Origin of the sequence: Archangium violaceum, from assembly GCF_016859125.1 — a bacterium.
GTDB lineage: Bacteria > Myxococcota > Myxococcia > Myxococcales > Myxococcaceae > Archangium > Archangium violaceum_A.
Genome location: NZ_CP069338.1, coordinates 5,164,079 through 5,181,252, shown reverse-complemented (window position 1 = coordinate 5,181,252; position 17,174 = coordinate 5,164,079). Strand labels below are relative to the sequence as shown.

Genomic DNA, 17,174 nt, shown 5'->3' with positions numbered 1-17,174 from the left:
GTTGAGGTAGTTTGCCAGTCCGTCATAGGCCCGACACATCGCGTGGCGCGCACGCGATACTCACCGTGCTCGAGTCCCGAGCCCGGTCCCGTCGACCCACCCGCGGTTCCGGGGAGGCGCGCACCCCGGACGACGTACTACCCCCCCACCACCACACCACAAGAAAGGGGAGCCTGTGTCCCAGCCCGCCCTCGCCAAGGCCGCGTCGAGTGTTCTGATCCGCGGTGAGTCCACCTCCGCGCTGTTCGCCCAGGGAACGCCCTCGTTGCTGGATGGACACTCCACGGAGACGCTCGTGGCAGCCCACCCGAGGGACAGCGTGGTGCATTCGGAGGCGCACGCACGCGCGGAGGGGCCGTCCGCCACGCTGACGAAGCTGCGCTCGTTCCGGACGCTGGAGGATGTCACGGTGGCGGAGGCGCTGCTGGCGCACCTGGAGGCGGAGCAGGTGGACGCGGTGTTCGGCATTCCGGGAGGCAACATCGCGCCGCTGGTGCAGGCGCTGCGCCGCCAGGCGCGCATCCGCTTCATCATCGGCAGCCACGAGGGAGGCTCGGCCTTCATGGCGGACGGGTACGCGCGCGCCACGGGCAAGCTGGGCGTGTGCGCGGTGACGGCGGGCCCCGGGGCCACCAACGCGATGACGGGCGTGGCCTCGGCGCACCTGGATCAGGTGCCGGTGCTGACCCTCAGCGGTCAGGTGTCCACCGAGCGCTTCGGGCTGGCCGCCATCCAGGAGAGCACCGACGAGGGAGGCATCAACACGGCGGAGATGTTCCGGCACTGCACGGCCTCCAGCACCACCATCGTGGACGCGAAGAGCTTCCCGCGCCTGTTCGAGCGGGCGATGAAGACGGTGCACGCGCTGCCCCACGGGGCGGTGCACGTGAGCCTGCCCACCAACATCGCCCGGCAGAAGCTGGCGAAGGTGAGCGTGCCCACGGCGCCGGGGGCGTGGAAGGGCAGCCTGCCCGCCGCGCCGGCCTCCGAGGTGTACACGGCCTTCGAGTTGCTGCGGCAGGCGAAGCGGCCCCTCATCTATCTGGGCTCGGGCGCGCGCGAGGCGCTGGAGAGCCGGGGCGCGGAGTTCGCCGCCTTCGTGCGCCGCTTCTGTATCCCCGTGGCCACCAGCCTGCGGGGCAAGGGGCTCTTCTCCGAGGAGGACTTCCTGTCGCTGGGTGTGCTGGGCATCGCCGGCAGCAAGCGCGCCGAGCAGTACCTGGGCGAGGGCGTGGACGTGCTGCTGGTGCTGGGCAGCCGCCTGGGGGAGTGGGCCAGCAAGAGCTTCTCCTCGCTCTTCCAGTCGGCGAGCACCGTCATCCAGGTGGACGCCACCCCGTCCGTCATCGGCCAGTTCCTCCAGGTGAACCTGCCCATCGTGGCGGACGTGGGCTCGGTGGTGGCGGGGCTGGTGGAGTTCGGCCATGACGCCGCGCCGGGCAGCGAGGCGCAGGTGCGCGAGCGCCGGCAGCACCTCAACGAGCTGAGCCTCGCCCACCGCGCGGCCGCCGCCCCCCTGCCCGAGGATGGGCCGCTCAAGCCGCAGCACGTGATGGCGGAGCTCAACGCGCACCTGCACGGCGGCACGGACCTGTACGTGGACATGGGCAACTGCACCGGCTGGGCCACGCACTGTCTGCGCATCGCCCCACCGGCCCGCGTCTTCTATCCCTGCGGCCTGTCCTCCATGGGCTGGTCCATGGGCGCGGTCATCGGCGGGAAGATTGGCAGGCCGGAGAACACGGCCATCGCGCTCACCGGGGACGGCTCGTTCCTGATGAACGGCACGGAGCTCGTCACCGCGGTGCGCTACCAGGTGGGCGCCGTCTACATCGTCCTCAACGACAACTACCTGGGGATGGTGAACCACGGCGAGCACGCCCAGGCGGCGGGCGAGTACCCGCTGGACGACCCCTACTTCAGCCTGGGAGATCCGGACCTGGTGAAGTTCTCCGAGTCCCTGGGCGCCCGGGCCCACGAGGTGACGCGGCCGGGTCAGCTCGCGGAGCTGCTGCCACGGGTGCTCCAGCGCGCGGACGAGGAGCGCCGGCCGCAGGTGCTCGTGTGCCGCATCGACTACCGCGAGGTGCCGCCGTACGGGGACCGGTTCGCCGCCGTGGCCTCGGCCCCGAAGGAGGGCTGAGCCCGAGGCCCCTCCACGGGCGGAGTCCGGGGACTGTAGAGTCCGGGGACAGGAGAGCCCCCGGAATGACCCAGACACCCGCAACCGAGTCCGCCCGTGGAGCGGCCACCCCCCTCGAAGCCCCGGAGCAGCGGGACTTCTTCGGCCACCCGCGCGGACTCTCCACCCTCTTCTTCACCGAGCTGTGGGAGCGCTTCAGCTTCTACGGCATGCGGGCGCTGCTCATCCTCTTCATGACGGCGACCGCGGAGCGGGGCGGTCTGGGCTTCACCGCGGAGAAGGCGGGCGCCATCTACGGGCTGTACGGCGCGGGCGTGTACCTCACCGCCATGCCGGGCGGGTGGCTGGCGGACCGCATCATCGGCCAGCGGCGCGCGGTGCTGCTCGGCGGCATCATCATCGCCCTGGGCCACTTCAGCATGGCGCTGCCCGGGACGCTCTTCTTCTACCTGGGCCTGCTGCTCATCGTGCTGGGCACGGGGCTGCTCAAGCCCAACATCAGCGCCATGGTGGGAGGCCTCTACCCCGAGGGCGGCGCGCGGCGGGACGCGGGCTTCTCCATCTTCTACATGGGCATCAACCTCGGTGCCTTCATCGCGCCCCTCGTGGTGGGCACGTTGGGCGAGCGGGTGAACTGGCACGCGGGGTTCGGCGCCGCGGGCATCGGCATGGTGTTCGGCGTCATCCAGTACCTGCTGGGCGGCAAGCACCTGGGCGAGGTGGGGCGGAAACCCCAGAGCGCGGACGTCCGCACCGGGACGCCGGGGCAACCGGAGAAGCGCGGCGGCTCCCGCCTGGCGGGCCTCGTGTTGGCGGGCGCGCTGGTGGGAGTGCTGGTGGTGTTGCAGTTGCTCGGGAAGGTGGACCTGACGAGCGCCGTGGGCCTGGCCCGCACGGGCGGACTCATCATCGTGACGCTGGCGCTCGCCTTCTTCGCCTACCAGTTCACGGCTGGAGGGCTGGATGCCACGGAGAAGCGGAGGCTGGCCGTCATCGGCGTCTTCTTCGCCTCCTCCACCCTCTTCTGGGCCGGCTTCGAGCAGGCGGGCTCCTCGCTCAACCTCTTCGCCCGCGACGCCACGGACCTGAGGGTGCTCGGCTTGGAGATACCGCCGAGCACCCTTCAGTCCGTCAACGCGCTGTTCATCATCGCCCTGGCCCCCGTGTTCGCCTGGATGTGGGTGAGGCTCAACAAGCGGGGACTCGAGCCGTCGAGCCCGGCCAAGTTCTCGCTGGGACTGGTGCTGATGGGCGCGGGCTTCGCGGTGATGGTGGCGGCCTCGCTGGCGGCGGCGGGTGGGGACAAGGTGAGCCCGCTGTGGCTGGTGCTCACCTACCTGCTCCACACCCTGGGCGAGCTGAGCCTCAGCCCCGTGGGATTGAGCACGGTGACGAAGCTCGCCCCGCAGCGGGTGGTGGGGCAGATGATGGGCGTGTGGTTCATGTCCATGTCGCTGGGCAACATCGTCGCCGGGCAGCTGGCCGGGAAGCTCGGGACGAACCCCACGCCCATCTTCGGCGCGGTGGCCGTCACCGGCATCGTCGCGGGACTGGTGCTGGCCCTCTTCGTCCGCCCGCTGCGGCGGATGATGGGCGGGGTGCACTGAAGGGCCCCGCGAGGAAGGGTCAGCGCGAGGCCCTGAACTCGGCGGCGAAGTCGAGGAACTTCAGGACCGCCTTCCGGTGGTCCCCCTGGCAGTCCTGAAGGTATTTGACGTGCCAGCCCTCTCCCGGGAACTCCTTCTTGACGTCCCGGAGCCACTCCTGGAAGGGCGCCACCGTCAGGTCCTTACGCTCGTTGACGACGGTGTTCAGGATCCACCCAGAGGTGAAGGAGTACAGGGAGTCAACGGTGTCCTGCCCCGTGAAGAAGGACAATTCCTGCCCTTCGTGCATCCGCCGCCGGATCCATAACAGCGCATCCAACAACTCCACCTGGCGCCCTCCCCACTCCCTGGGCAGAGGTCCGTAGGTCGCGGCGACCTTCTCATCCAGGCTCTCCGCCCTACCTCTCGGAGCGACACCGAACCGCTCCACGTATTCGGCGACGAGCTCAAGAAGCACCAGTGCGGCTTTTTCATGGTCGCCCTGGCAGTCTCGCAAAGGCTGAACATACCAGTCCTGCTTCAATGGCTGCCCTCGCGTCTCCTGGAACCAATCCAGGAACTCCTGCCATGCGGGCTCGTCCCCTCCATTGAAGTAGGTATGGGCGTTCCAGCCATGAATGAAGGGGAAGAGGGAGTCTACGGTCTCGAGGCCCGTGACGAACCACAACGCATGTCGCTCCTTCACCTGATAACGGCCCCACATCAATGCATCCAGCAACCACACCCTTCGCCCACGCCACTGCGCCAGGAATGGATCTTCCTCGCGAACGTATCCCTCGCTCATAGCCCCTCCACTACCTGCTGGATGACATGACTTCCCGGCCTCGTCGTGAGTCTGGCCATGTACTCATGCAAGGGAAGACCGGCCAATCCTGTATAGGCATCGATGACCCTGTCCCCCAGCTTCACCGCCACATGATAGCCATTCGATGAAATCTGTAGGTTCTTGACGAAGACTCCCTTCTCGAGCACATCGAACCCCAGCTGGCTGTACTTCCCTTCCACGGAGAAGCGGATGAACACCGGCTTCTGCGCGAATTCCGCAAGACCCTGGTGGATGGCCCTGGCCACCTTCTCGCATTCACCGGCGCGGCGGTTCGCGACGGCGAAGGCGTTCTGGAACGCGACCAGCCAGTCCGGCATCCTGCCGAGGTCCTTCAGCACCATGTACTGGGTGACGACGCACTGCATGTCCCCCATGAGCAGGCAGGCCTTGAGCCGGGCGCGAATCGAATCGTCTTGAGGCCCGGGAGCAGCCCGAGCCACCAGGCACAAGAGCAGCACCACCAGGAGGACACACCCGCTCCGCCTGATGGCACTCGTTCCCAGGGACATGCTCATCGCTCAGGGCTGGGCCAGGGACGCGGCGCTCTTCTTCCGCATCTTCCGCAGCTGCTCGCGCGTGAGCCACTGGCCGTGCAGCATCACCCCGAGCGCCCGCTCCGCCTGCCCCACGTCCTCCAGCGGGTTGCCCGGCAGCAGCAGCAGGTCCGCCTGCTGTCCGACCGCCACCGTGCCGAAGCGCGCCGATGGGTCCACGTGGTCCTTGATGAAGGAGGCGGCGTTGCGCGTGCCCGCGGCCAGCGCCTCGTAGGGCGACAGGCCCGCCTTCACCAGCTCCGCCAGCTCCAGGTGCGTCGACCTGCCCGGAAAGAGCCCCGCGTCCGAGGTATTCGTGCCCAACACCAGCCGCACGCCTTCCTTCTGCAGCGCCAGGGTGAGGTGCTGGACGAACGGGTAGGACGCCCGCTTGCGCTCGCCGAACGCCGCCGCGTCCAACCGCCGCGTGGGGTTGGAGTAGCGCCAGTTCCTCAGCACCTCGGGCGACAGGTAGCGGGACTCGGGGTCCGCGAAGACGCCCTCCAGGTCCTTCAACATCCGCAACGCGGTCTCGATGTGGATGAGATCGGGTATCACCGACGTGCCCGCCTCCTTCGTCGCACGCGCGAAGTCGGCGATCCTCGACTCGTCCTGAGAGCCGTCGAAGAAGTACTCCTCCCCGTGGGAGATGAGCGCCTGGCGCGAGCGCAGCACCGCCTCCACCCCCACCATGCGCGGCACGTGCCCCACCACCGCGATCTCCTGCTGCTCCGCCTTCGCCACCAGGGTGGCGTACACCTCGGGGGAGATGTTGTCGTAGACCTTCACCGCGTCGTAGCGCGCCTTCTTCTGCCGGATGATCGCCACGCGCGCCTCCTCGGGCGTGGTCACCGACACCACCCTGCTTCCCGGCGGGCCCCCATCCAACAGCGGGCTGCTCGTGTAGAGCGTCGGGCCGAAGCGCTGCCTCGTCGCGAGCTGCTGCCTCAGCTCGAGGTGCCGGGGCGAGCCGTCCAGCTCGAAGAGCGTGGTGACACCGTGGAACACGTACGACAGGAGCTGCTCATCCGAGTGCAGGTGGACGTGGAAGTCCGCCAGTCCCGGCATCAGGTAGCGACCCCGGCCATCGATGCGCTCGGCGTCCTCCGGCACGGTGATCTCCGCCGACGGGCCCAGGGACGTGATGAGCCCGTTGCGCACGATGACCGTCTGGTCCATCAGAACCCGCTCGGTGTCCATGGGGACGACGTTCACCCCCACGAACGCGACCGCCCGCTCCGAGACACCGGCAAGAGGCCGTGCCTCGTGCGCACAACCCGGCAACAGCACTCCAGCGAGACACAGAAGGCCGGCGCCCAGGAGTGCCCAGGCCCGCAGGGTTCTCATGACGGATTCCTCATGCGTTGCATGTCCGTCAGTGAGTATAGAAGGAGCGACGACCTGGGCTCATCCCCCCAGCAGCCGCGACCAGTCGTCTCCGCTCTCGAAGACGCGCACGCCCAACCGCTCGCACACCGTGCGGTGCAACAGCGCCGCCGTGCCCCCCACCCAGACCGGAGTCCCCCGGGGGAGCTCCGCCAGGAGACGGGACAGGGTGTCCTCGAAGTCCCGGACCCCGTGGTCCGTCACCGCCGAGAGCCCCACGAGGTCCGCCTTCAGCTCGCGCGCCAGCCGGCCCACCTCCATCACCGGCGTCCGCTGGCCCAACAGCGTGACCGAGATGCCCGCGTGCCGCATCCGCAACGCCGCGCCCAACAGGCCAATCTCGTGCTGCTCGTCCGGGAAGCACGCCAGCACCGCGCGCCGGGGCCCCATGTCCGGCGAGGTGTGCAGCAGGTTGATGAGCCGCGCGCGCACCTCCTGTGAAACCATGTGCTCCTGCCCCACCGAGAAGGCCCCCGCATGCCAGCGCTCCCCCACCTCGCGCTGCAGCGGCACCAGCACCTCCTCATAGGCCTTCAGCGGCGACAGCGCCGCGAGCACCTCGTCCAACACCTCCGCCACCCGCCGCTGATTCAACGCCTCCGCCGCCGCCAGGGCATCCTCCCGCCAGGCCGCCACGTTCGCGGGGCTCGGCTCCGGGATGGGGGCCGGGGCCGGTTGCGCCGCGTCGAGTTCCGCCAGCAGCTGCGGCAGCATCGTCGCCGCCTCGCTGATGGACACCCCCTCCTCGGTGAGCTGCTTGAGCCTGCGCAGCAACTCCACGTCCCGGTCCGTGTACACCCGGTAGCCCGAGGGCGTGCGCTTCGGCGCGAGCACCCCATAGCGCCGCTCCCAGGCGCGGATCAGCTCCACCCTCACCCCGGAGAGCTCGGCCGCCACGTGGATTCTGTAGGTGCGCTCGGCCATGGAGACTCCCCTGCCCTTCCCGCCCACCTCAAGTTCGGTTCGACGCGCCTCTCGCCTGCTGCCAGAGGGCCACGAGCTCCTCCGTGGATTCAGCGTACTGCGCCCCCACGCTGAAGATGGTCTTCAGGTGCTCGCGCGCTCCAGGGCCTCCTACCACTACCAGCGTCGGAGCACACGCTTCCACGGCGGCCTGCAACACCTGCCGCAGCTCCTCGGACTCCCTCTTGCGCACGCTGGAGAGCGCCACCAACTCCGGTCGCACCTGCTGACACGCCGCGTGCAACGCCTCCGCCGGCGTGTCCGCCCCCAACAGCGTCACCCGCCACCCCCTGCGCTTGAGGTGCAGCCCCAGCGCCAGCAGACCCCCCTCGTGCGTGTCCCGCTCGGGACAGGCCAGCACCACCCGGGGCCCGTCCGGGCGCGAGTCCCCCGCCAGCAACAAGGCCCGCAGTCTCTGGCGGATGAGCGCCGAGGCCAGGTGCTCCCGCGCGATGTCCAGCCGCTGCCCCATCTCCCTGAGCAGCGGCATGAGCAGCGTGTCCACGTAGGGCTCCACCTCCATGGAGGCCTGGGCCTCGCCCAGCACCCGGTCCGCCGCGTCCCCATCCAGCACCATCACCGCCGACCAGAAACGCTCCTCCAGCCGCTCGCGCACCGGCAGCGCGCCCACCGGAGTGGATTGCACCTGGGCGATGGCCTCGCTCACCGCCAGTCCCTCGGAGATGAGCCTCGCCACCCGGCGGATGCTCTCCACCTCGTCGCGGGTGTAGACGCGGTAGTTGCTCTCGTTGCGGTGCGGGCGCGGGAAGCCATAGCGCCGCTCCCAGGCGCGCAGCGTGGCCTCGCGGATGCCCGTCAGCCGGGCGATGGTTCGGATGCGCAGCATCATGCCGAAGGCGCCCTCCCCCGCACCGCGTCCCAGCGCTCCGCCACGCCCCTGCCTCCCGACACCACCCGGGTGAAGCCCTCCAGGCTCGTCACCTCCGTCAGCCGGCGCACCGCCGACTCCAGCTCCGATTGGAAGCGCGCCAGTGCCCCCGCCGGGTGCGGCGTCCCCACTTCCACCAGCACGTCCGGCCGCTCATGCTCGAAAAAGGTGTAGCGGATGGCCAGCGGCAGGCACTCCACCTTCCCCACCCGCGCCAACAGCTCCACCCCGCGCTCCAGCCGCAACGGCAGCACCCCGAAGGGGCGCAGCTCCCCCTCCGGGAAGATGCACACCGCCGCCCGTGGCTTGCTCAGCAACTGGCCCGCGTAGCGCAGCGTCTCCAGCGACGAGGCCCACTCGCCCCGGCGGATGCTGAACGCTCCCATCCGCGCCAGGAAGCGATAGCGCTCCAGGTTCTGCTCCTCCATGACGCAGTACGTGTCCCAGCCCGCCACACGGCCCACCTGGTGCAGCACGAAGCCGTCCCACCAGTTGGAGTGGTTCACGTACACGAGCCGTGCGTCCTCTCCTCCCGGCAGCACCCCACGCACCCACAGCCCGCGGAACGCCGACCGGAACTTCCACCCGACATACGCGTCGAGCACCCGCCCGAAGAGTCCGCCCTTGGCCGCGCGTATCACGGCACACGCGCCTCCCGCCGCGACAGCAGTACCGTGAAGAGCGTCAGCCCCAGCGACACCATGATGCTCGTCAGCAGGAAGAACAGAATCTCCTCGAGCGGCACCCCGGCCACGTACACGCCCAGGTGCTTGCCCTCACCGAAGTTCCAGATGCCCTCGCGAATGGCCAGATGGTCCGCCACCGCCAGATAGGAGCCCACCACCAGCGCCGGAGGCAACACCGCCCGCAACACCGCCCACGTCCGGCCCCGGAAGTGGTGCACCAGCACCGCCAGCTGCAACACGATGAAGGGCACCGCCCACGCCATCAGGTGGATGAGGTACGCCCAGCGCGTCTCCATCATGACGCCACCTCCTCGGCATCCACTCGGGGCTCGCGGGTACCGGTCGCCGGCGCCTGCTGCTTCCTCGGCTCGGGCGCCTCCAGCACCCGCCGCAGCCGCTCGCGCGCCCACAGGCCCACCAGCAGCGTCTGCAGCCCGAAGAAGAGGTACTCCTCCAACGGCAGGTAGCCCAGCTTGATGCCCCAGATGCGCTCCGGGTCGAAGCCCCACAGCCCCCACTTCACCGCCAGGTTGTCCCACGGCGACGTCGCCGCGTAGACCACCACCAGCAGCAGTCCCATGGGAGCCAGTCCCCTCCACGACAACGTGCGCCGGTAGCGCACCAACTGCAGGAGGATGGGCAGCACGACGAACAGTCCCAGGAAACGTGCGTAGGTCATCCCCGTCCTCCACTCAGCTCCGTCCAGACCGGCGACATGCGGCCCCCGGAGTGCAATGCGTAGGTGCGCCCACGCCACGTCACCCGCGACGGCCTCACCAGCGAAGAGAGGAACGCGGCCAGTAGCAGGGCCTCGCCCAAGAGCCAGTCCAGTGCCACGTGGCGTACCGCGGGGTTCACGGGGGCGCTCCATATACCCTCACCCCGTCCCTCTCCCAGGGGGCGAGGGGTGCTGAGCACCGTCAGACGCCAGGACAACAGGGTTCGTATCGTCAGGAGCGCCGCGACTCCCATCGACAGCCACCGCGAGCCCGCCAACAGGCTCAACGCCAACAGCGGCCACGTCGGCGTGAAGAACACCGGCACCGTCGGGTAGAGCCCCGGCCGGTGGCTCACCAGGACCTGCATCCACCTCGTGAAACGCGCCAGCGCCGCGCTCCACGTGCCCGGTGCCATCGGCACCACCGCCGGGGCCTCGCACAACTCCACGTCCAGGCCTTTCGCGTGCAACCGCTTGGAGAGCTCCAGGTCCTCGCCGAGGTGGTCCGCCAGCTCCCTCAGCTCGGCTACCGCCCTCCCGCTCAACCCCAGCGCCTTGCCGCACACCGACTTCGCTCCCGCGCTCATCACGTGCAACGCCCGGAAGCTGTGGTGCGTGCGGCGCAGCAGCCCCGCCACCGCCCGGTCCGCCAGTCCCCGCTCGCCCACCGGCGTCGGCACCGCCGTGCTCAGCGCCGCCCCCGCCGCCACCGGCCCCGCCAGGCCCTCCACCAGCGCTCCCGTCACCGCCACGTCCGCGTCCACCACCAGCACCACCCGTCCGTCTCGCGGCAGCGTCTCCAGCCCGTTCAGCAGGTGCCCCACCTTCCGGTTCGGTGTCACCGGGTCGCTCCGCAGCCAGCGCACGCCCTCCGGCAGCCTCGGCCTCGAAGGCGAGAGCACCACGTGCTCCAGCGGCCCCGCGTAGTCGATGGGTCTCGACAGGTTCTCCAGCTCCCGCTCCGTGGGGGCGTCCACCGGACGCAGCAGCAGCACCGGGACCCGCGTGGGCTCCACCGGACGGAGGCGTCGCGACAGGCGGCCCAGGGCCACCGCGCTGAAACCCCCGGCCAGCACCACCCAGCCCAGGCCCATGGCCTCCAGCGCGTTCATGCCGCACGCTCCACGCGCGTGCGGAAGTGCGCCATCCAGCGGATGAAGGGCGAGTGGAAACGCCGGAAGTCCGCCACCTCCCCCATTACGTCCAGCCCCTCGCGCCGAGCCTCCATCCGCGCATAGAAGGGCGAGGACTCCAGCAACCGCGGCGCCCCCACCACCGTGTTTCCCGAGTACAGCCGCGCCGGCACCCGCAGGCCCCAGCCCGTCAGGCTCGTCGGCCGCGCCTCCGACAGCAGGGGCCTCCGCTCGGACTTCGTCCCCAGCGCGCCCGCCGTCACCCGCAGGGGCGCCACGCCGCCGGGCAGGTGGTAGTCCACCACCGTCTCCTCCGGCCCGTGCACGCGTGCCCAGTGCCACCCCGGCAACCGCGCGCCCAGCAGCTCCGCGCCATGGTTGCCATCGTGGTAGCCGATGCCTTCCACCGACACGCCCTCCGAGAGCACGTCCAGGCGCGCCTTGGCACGCGGCGCCAGTACCCTCCAGAAGTGTGGCAGTCCCGGCACGAGTTGCAGCTCCTCCGCCGCCGGCACCTGGGGCTCCAGCACCAGCCGGGCCCGCACCGCACCGCCCAGGGGCGCGCACCGCTCGTCCACCTCCATGCGCACCATGCCGTCCGGCGCGTACTCCAGCCGCGAGCGGCCGATGCGCAGCTCCCGGCCCTGCCGTAGCACCGAGGCCTGTGGGTACTCGCTCAGCACCCAGCGTCGGCGCACGCCCCGGTGGTACAGCGCGAAGTTCACCGCGCAGTGCTCGAGCGGAAGCGCTCCCCGCTTCACCCGCGCCGAGTAGCGCGGCGAGAAGAGCGAGCCCACCATGAAGATGAACACCGCGCTGTACTCCCCCGCCGTCACGTCGGCGTAGAACCAGCGGTAGGCTCCCGGACTGTCCGGCAGCGCTGGCAGCTCGTTCATCCACTGGTAGCCCTTCGGGGCGACCGGCGGGGTGGAGAGGGATTCCAGACGTCTCATGCGCTCCTCCGCAGGTGCGCGGACGCCATCTCCGCGGCGAAGCGGCCCGAGAGCATCACCAGCGGCACCCCGCCTCCGGGGTGCGTGCCCCCACCCGCGAAGAAGAGCCCCGGCGTGCAACCCCGGATGCGCGGCCGACGGAAGGGGCCGAACTTCCCGTGCGGCAGGAAGCCGTAGATGGAGCCCCCCGGCGCGCCCAGGGCCGCCAGGTCCACCGGCGTGCGTTGCCCCACCACCCGCATGCGCCCCCGCAGCTCCGGGTAGTGCGCGAGCAGTTTGTCGAACATCTGCGCCTTCACCCGCTCGGCCTGCAGCTCCCACGCGGCCGCCGCCCGCTCGTACGCGCCCGGCTCACGCGGCAGCGCCGGAGCGTTCACCATGACGAAGAGGCCCGTCTTGTCCGGAGGCGCCACCGTTGGATCCGTCGCGGACGGGTTGCAGAAGTACACCGTTGGCTCATTGGCGAGCTGCCCGCCGAAGAGCTCGTCGAACTCGCGGCGGTAGTCCCGGCTGAAGAGGACGGTGTGGTGCGGCAGCGGCGGGCGGCCGTCCACCTCCAGCAGCAGCACGTAGCCCGACAGCGACAGGGGCTCGCTCCCCCGCCCCAGCGTGTCCAGCGGATCCGCGTTCACCACCACCGAGTCGAAGTGCTCCTCGTCCCCTCGCGGCCCCACCTGGTAGCCCCGCGCGTCCCGCGTGTAGTGGGAGCGGGCGTTGAGGTGCACCTTCACGCCCAGGCGCTTCACCGCCGCCCCGAGCGCGTCCACCAGCGCGCCGATGCCACCCCGCACATGGTGCACGCCGTACGCGCGCTCGATGTGGGGGATGAGGGCGTAGGCCGCGCTCGCCTCGTAGGGCGAGGCTCCCGCGTACGTGGCGAAGCGGCCCACGAACTGCTGCATGTGGTCCGTCTTGAAGTGCGCCCGCGCCAGCTCGTCCAGCGTGGCCAGCTTCATGCCCCGGGCCATGGCCACCACGCCCCGCTTCGCCACGCGGCCCATGAAGCCAGCCATGCCCTCGAAGGGCGCCTCCAGGTACGGCTCGCCCGCGGCCCGCCAGATGGCCTCGGCCTCCGCGTAGAAGCCGTGCACGCCGCGCCGCTCACCGGGACGCAGCTCGCCCGCGCTCTGCGCGGTGCGCTCGATGTCCTTGTACGCCACGAAACCGCACCCGTCCGCGAAGCGGTAGGTGCACTGGGGCTCCAGCTCGGTGATGGGGGGCAGCAGGTCCGCCGCGCCCAGCCGCTCGAAGAGTCCCTTCACCACGTCCGGCAGCGTGAGCAGCGTGGGCCCGGTGTCCAGCTGGAGCCCGTCCACCCGCACGCACTGCGCCTTTCCCCCGAGGGTAGGGCCTCCCTCGAAGAGCGTGACGTCGTGGCCCTCCTTCGCCAGGAGCCCGGCGGCCGTCAGCCCTCCGATTCCGCCGCCCACCACCGCGACACGCATGGCCCTCATCGCGCAGCCTCCTTCCGCCGGACCTCCTCGGCGAGGATCTCCCGCGCACGCTCCGGCCGGTAGATGCGCTCGCGAGCCAGACGCTCGGCGACGATCTCCACCAGCTCGCCCTCCGCACCCACCTCCGCGGCCACCCGCCGCGCGTGCAGCGCCATGTGTCCCTTCTGGATGCCCTCGGTCCCCAGCGCCTTGAGCGCCGCCAGGTTGGTGGCCAGTCCCGCCGCCGCGGCCAGCCCCGCCAGGTCCACCGCGCTCTCCACCCGGGCCAGCTTCAACGCCCGCCGCACGCCCGGGTGGTTGCGCGCCGCTCCGCCCACCGTCGAGGTGGCCAGCGGCATCACCAGCAGTCCCATCAGCTCGCCCGCGGGCCCCTTCGTCCACGAGGTCAGCGGCCGGTACACCCCCGAGCGCGAGGCGTACGCGTGCGCCCCGGCCTCCACCGCGCGCCAGTCGTTGCCGCACGCCACCAGCACCGCGTCCACCCCGTTCATCACGCCCTTGTTGTGGGTGACGGCACGGTATGGATCCATCTCCGCGAAGAGCTGGCCCTCGAGGATCGAATCACGCACCGCCCCGCCATCGGGGAAGCCCTCGAAGGCCAGCGCCGCCGCTGGCACCGTCGCGCGCACGTACACCTTGCGGCGGTCCGCCAGGTTGGTGAGGATCTTCAGCCCCGCCCGGCCGCCGCTGAGGGCCGCGAGCCGGGGTGCCATCTTCTCGGCCAGGCCGTTGACGAGGTTGGCCCCCATGGCGTCACGGGTGTCCACGTGCAGGTGGACGACGAGCGTGGAGGCGTCCAGCACGCGCACTTCCAGCTCGCGCGCCCCGCCGCCCCGGGCACACATGGTGCCCAGGTGGCCATTGGCCTCGGCCAGCAGCTCGGCCGTGTTGACACGCAGCGCGGCCTCGGCGGCCCTCAGCGACGGCACGTCCAGCAGCTGCACCTGCGCGGTGGTGATGGGCGCGTCCGCCGTGACGCTGAAGCCACCACCCTCGGCGCACAGGCGCGCGGCGTAGCTGGCCGCGGCGATGATGGAGGGCTCCTCCACCGCCATGGGCACCAGCCGGTCCTCTCCGTTCACCACGAAGTTGAGCGCCAGGCCCAGCGGCAGGCCGTGCAGGCCCACGACGTTCTCCACCATCGCATCCGCGCAGGCCTCGTCGAAACCGGCCAGGCCCGCGCACGACTCCGCTTCCTCGGGCGACAGCCAGCGCGACTCCACCAGACGCGTCCGGCGCCGCTCCGGCGACTGGCGGTAGAAGCCCGACAGGCGCGAGGAGCGCTTCACCTTCAGCGTCTGTATCTTGTCGTCGCTCATGAGCCCACCCCCGTCGTCATCCTCGTGGGAAGGAGCGGCACCTTCACCTCGGGCGTGGACGGCGCGGGCAGCACCGACGACGGCCGCACCAGGATGGCGGAGGCCAGCGCCAGCTTGCGCGACCCCGGCACCGAGAGGCGCCCCTTGAAGACGTCGTAGTCGTTCTGCTCGATGACGCGCAGGATGTCCCCGTAGATGGAGCCCATCAGCTTCACCATGCGCTGGCAGCCGAAGCCGGAGAGCGCGGGGATGCCCGCCGCCGCCCGCGAGTAGTAGGCGCGCGCCCGGGCGATCTGGCAGCGCATGAAGTCGCGCCACCGGTCATCCACCACGCCGCGGCGCAGGTCCTCCACCGTGAGCCCGAAGGCCGCCAGCTCGTCCAGCGGCAGGTAGACGCGGTCGCGGTCCAGGTCCTCCTTCACGTCGCGGAGGATGTTGGTGAGCTGCATGGCACGGCCCAGGTCCGCCGCCGGCCCGAGCGCCCACTCCTCCGAACAGCCCAGCATGGGTGCCATCATCAACCCCACCACGCCCGCCACCCGGTAGCAGTACAGGTCCAGCTCGGCCCAGTTCGCGTAGCGGCGCTTCGTCAGGTCCATCTCCATGCCGGAGATGAGGTCCTGCATGGGCTGCTCGGGGACGCGGAAGCGGCGGATGACGTCCTGCAGGGCGGCGAACTCCGATGGATCCCACGGCCCATCTCCCCCGCTCGCGCGCGTGGCGGGCGGCGGCATGCGTGGATCCGCCAGCTCCGGCGACTCCACGAAGAGCTCGGCCACCGCGCGGCGCGCACGCACCAGCCGATCGGCCAGGCCCTCGGGCACCGCGCCCTGATCCGCTCCGTCCGCCACGTCCACCATGTCGTCCAGGCGCCGGCAATATGCGTAGAGCGCGAAGGCCGCCTTGCGCCGCATACCGAAGAGCATGAACGAGGCGAAGAAGAAGCTCTTGGCGTGATTGCGAGTCACGCGCTCCGCCATCTCGTAACCACGTGCCACCAGGGTGTTGTCATGCGCCTTCATGCAGCCTCCTCGATTGCTCCACGCCCGGCTCTCCGGGGCTCCGTCACCACGTCCGCCGCTCCCGACCAGGCCAGGATGCGCTCCACCACCAGCCGCGCGGAGATGAGCACCGTGGGAAGACCGGTGCCCGGCTGGGTGGAGGCCCCCACGAAGAACAGGTTCCGCACGCGCGCATCCTGGTTGGACGGGCGGAAGGGGCCGATCTGGAAGAAGTTCTGTGCCAACCCGAAGGCACTGCCCCGGGCCAGGTTGAAGGTGGACGCCCAGTCATCCGGCGTGAAGACGCGCTCCACCTCGATGTCTCGCTCGAGCTCCGGGTAGCCGAGCTCGGCCAGGCGCCGCAGCACCTTGGTGCGCACCCTGGGGCCTTCCACCTTCCAGTCCAGGCCCGGGTGCTGGTGGGGCACCGGCACGAGGATGTAGAGCGCGTCCTTGCCCGGCGGCGCGAGGCTCGGGTCCGTATGGGCCGGAGCATTCACGTAGAAGCTGGGATCCTCCGGCACGCGGAAGCGCTCGAAGATGTCGTCGAACGAGCCCTTGTAGTCGTTCCCGAAGACGACGTTGTGGTGGTTCAGGCCGTCGTAGCGGCGCCGGAGTCCCAGGTAGAGCATGTAGCCGCTGGAGGTGTAGCGAAGCTTTTCCGCTCGCTTGAGCCGGGTGGCGCCCGGGTCCAGCAGCTTCTCGTACGCGTAGGGCAGATCCGCGTTACACAGCACCACGTCGGCCTTCACCACCTGCCCATCCTCGAGCTCCACGCCCGTGGCCCGCGCCCCCCCGGTGAGGATGCGCTTCACCGGCGTGCCGTAGTGCAGCCGCACGCCCTCCTCGCGCGCCACCTTCTCGAGCGCGAGCGGAATGGCATACAGGCCCCCCTTGGGGAACCACACGCCCACGCCCAGCTCCGTGAAGGGCAAGAGCCCGTACACCGCGGGCGACGCGAAGGGCGACACACCCAGGTACATCGTCTGGAAGGTCATCGCCGCGCGCAGCCGCTCGTCCTGGAAGAAGCGGCTGACGTCCGCGTACATGCGGCGGTGGGCGCGCACCTGGAAGATCTTCTTGAGCACCGAGGGCGCGAAGTAGTCGGAGATGCCCGCGTAGTTGCGGCCCACCAGGTGGTCCAGGCTGGTGCGGTACTGGGTGCGGCCCTGCGCGAGGAAGGCCAGGTAGCGCGCGTAGCTGCCGGGCTCCACCCGCTCCAGCTCCCGCCCCATGGCGCACAGCTCGGAGGTGAAGGTGATGGCCGAGCCGTCGCGGTAGTGGATGCGGTAGTTGGGATCGCACCGCAGCAGCGTGAGGTAGTCCTCGAGGCGCCGGCCGAGCGCGGCGAACGTCTCCTGGAACACCTCGGGCATGAGCACGATGGTGGGGCCAATGTCCCAGGTGAAGCCGTCCACCTGGAGGCGGTTGCAGCGGCCGCCGGGGCCCTCCGTCTTCTCGAAGAGGTGGACGTCGAAGCCCTGGTGGGCCAGCCGCGCCGCCGCGGCGAGCCCGCCCACGCCCGCGCCCACCACCACCGCCTGTCGCTTGCCACTGCTCACG

At 70.4% G+C, this 17,174-nt stretch carries 16 protein-coding genes; 2 read left to right on the top strand and 14 right to left on the bottom strand.

What is annotated here, in order from left to right:
* The first annotated feature begins 175 nt into the window (after positions 1-175).
* Positions 176-2,143, top strand: a complete 1,968-nt coding sequence (locus tag JQX13_RS22240) for a thiamine pyrophosphate-binding protein (protein WP_239015012.1) — start codon at positions 176-178, stop codon at positions 2,141-2,143.
* 65 nt (positions 2,144-2,208) lie between these two features.
* A complete protein-coding gene (locus JQX13_RS22235) occupies positions 2,209-3,750 on the top strand; it encodes a peptide MFS transporter (protein ID WP_203410929.1) in 1,542 nt (513 codons plus the stop codon).
* A 19-nt stretch (positions 3,751-3,769) separates the two neighbouring features.
* Here JQX13_RS22235 and JQX13_RS22230 read toward each other — a convergent pair whose 3' ends face one another.
* Genes JQX13_RS22230 through JQX13_RS22165 form a run of 14 tightly spaced genes read right to left on the bottom strand, consistent with a single transcriptional unit; the run spans position 3,770 to position 17,173 of the window.
* Positions 3,770-4,534 (bottom strand): hypothetical protein, encoded by a 765-nt coding sequence (locus tag JQX13_RS22230; protein ID WP_203410928.1) that lies wholly within the window; start codon positions 4,532-4,534, stop codon positions 3,770-3,772.
* Positions 4,531-5,085 carry a hypothetical protein gene (locus JQX13_RS22225; RefSeq protein WP_203410927.1) on the bottom strand — a complete coding sequence of 185 codons (555 nt, stop codon included), beginning with the start codon at positions 5,083-5,085 and terminating at the stop codon, positions 4,531-4,533. Before JQX13_RS22225 ends, JQX13_RS22230 begins: the two co-directional genes overlap by 4 nt.
* A 9-nt stretch (positions 5,086-5,094) precedes the next feature.
* Positions 5,095-6,456, bottom strand: coding sequence for an amidohydrolase family protein (locus JQX13_RS22220; protein WP_203410926.1), 1,362 nt, complete (start codon positions 6,454-6,456; stop codon positions 5,095-5,097).
* Between the two features lie 60 nt (positions 6,457-6,516).
* Positions 6,517-7,419 (bottom strand): MerR family transcriptional regulator, encoded by a 903-nt coding sequence (locus JQX13_RS22215; protein WP_203410925.1) that lies wholly within the window; start codon positions 7,417-7,419, stop codon positions 6,517-6,519.
* 28 nt (positions 7,420-7,447) lie between these two features.
* Positions 7,448-8,308, bottom strand: a complete 861-nt coding sequence (locus tag JQX13_RS22210; RefSeq protein WP_203410924.1) for a MerR family transcriptional regulator — start codon at positions 8,306-8,308, stop codon at positions 7,448-7,450.
* Positions 8,305-8,988, bottom strand: coding sequence for a lysophospholipid acyltransferase family protein (locus tag JQX13_RS22205; RefSeq protein ID WP_203410923.1), 684 nt, complete (start codon positions 8,986-8,988; stop codon positions 8,305-8,307). Before JQX13_RS22205 ends, JQX13_RS22210 begins: the two co-directional genes overlap by 4 nt.
* On the bottom strand, positions 8,985-9,332 hold the full coding sequence (locus tag JQX13_RS22200) for a lycopene cyclase domain-containing protein (RefSeq protein WP_203410922.1): 348 nt from the start codon (positions 9,330-9,332) through the stop codon (positions 8,985-8,987). The genes JQX13_RS22205 and JQX13_RS22200 overlap by 4 nt, the downstream gene beginning before the upstream one ends.
* Positions 9,329-9,712 carry a lycopene cyclase domain-containing protein gene (locus tag JQX13_RS22195; protein ID WP_203410921.1) on the bottom strand — a complete coding sequence of 128 codons (384 nt, stop codon included), beginning with the start codon at positions 9,710-9,712 and terminating at the stop codon, positions 9,329-9,331. Before JQX13_RS22195 ends, JQX13_RS22200 begins: the two co-directional genes overlap by 4 nt.
* Positions 9,709-10,863: a glycosyltransferase family 2 protein gene (locus JQX13_RS22190; protein WP_203410920.1), complete on the bottom strand. Its 1,155-nt coding sequence runs from the start codon at positions 10,861-10,863 to the stop codon at positions 9,709-9,711. The genes JQX13_RS22195 and JQX13_RS22190 overlap by 4 nt, the downstream gene beginning before the upstream one ends.
* A complete protein-coding gene (locus tag JQX13_RS22185) occupies positions 10,860-11,780 on the bottom strand; it encodes a carotenoid 1,2-hydratase (RefSeq protein WP_203412162.1) in 921 nt (306 codons plus the stop codon). The genes JQX13_RS22190 and JQX13_RS22185 overlap by 4 nt, the downstream gene beginning before the upstream one ends.
* 53 nt (positions 11,781-11,833) lie before the next feature.
* Positions 11,834-13,291: a phytoene desaturase family protein gene (locus tag JQX13_RS22180; protein ID WP_203410919.1), complete on the bottom strand. Its 1,458-nt coding sequence runs from the start codon at positions 13,289-13,291 to the stop codon at positions 11,834-11,836.
* Positions 13,288-14,610 (bottom strand): hydroxymethylglutaryl-CoA reductase, degradative, encoded by a 1,323-nt coding sequence (locus JQX13_RS22175; protein WP_203410918.1) that lies wholly within the window; start codon positions 14,608-14,610, stop codon positions 13,288-13,290. The genes JQX13_RS22180 and JQX13_RS22175 overlap by 4 nt, the downstream gene beginning before the upstream one ends.
* On the bottom strand, positions 14,607-15,632 hold the full coding sequence (locus tag JQX13_RS22170) for a phytoene/squalene synthase family protein (RefSeq protein WP_203410917.1): 1,026 nt from the start codon (positions 15,630-15,632) through the stop codon (positions 14,607-14,609). The genes JQX13_RS22175 and JQX13_RS22170 overlap by 4 nt, the downstream gene beginning before the upstream one ends.
* A complete protein-coding gene (locus tag JQX13_RS22165; protein ID WP_203410916.1) occupies positions 15,629-17,173 on the bottom strand; it encodes a phytoene desaturase family protein in 1,545 nt (514 codons plus the stop codon). The genes JQX13_RS22170 and JQX13_RS22165 overlap by 4 nt, the downstream gene beginning before the upstream one ends.
* Between the last annotated feature and the right edge of the window lies 1 nt (position 17,174).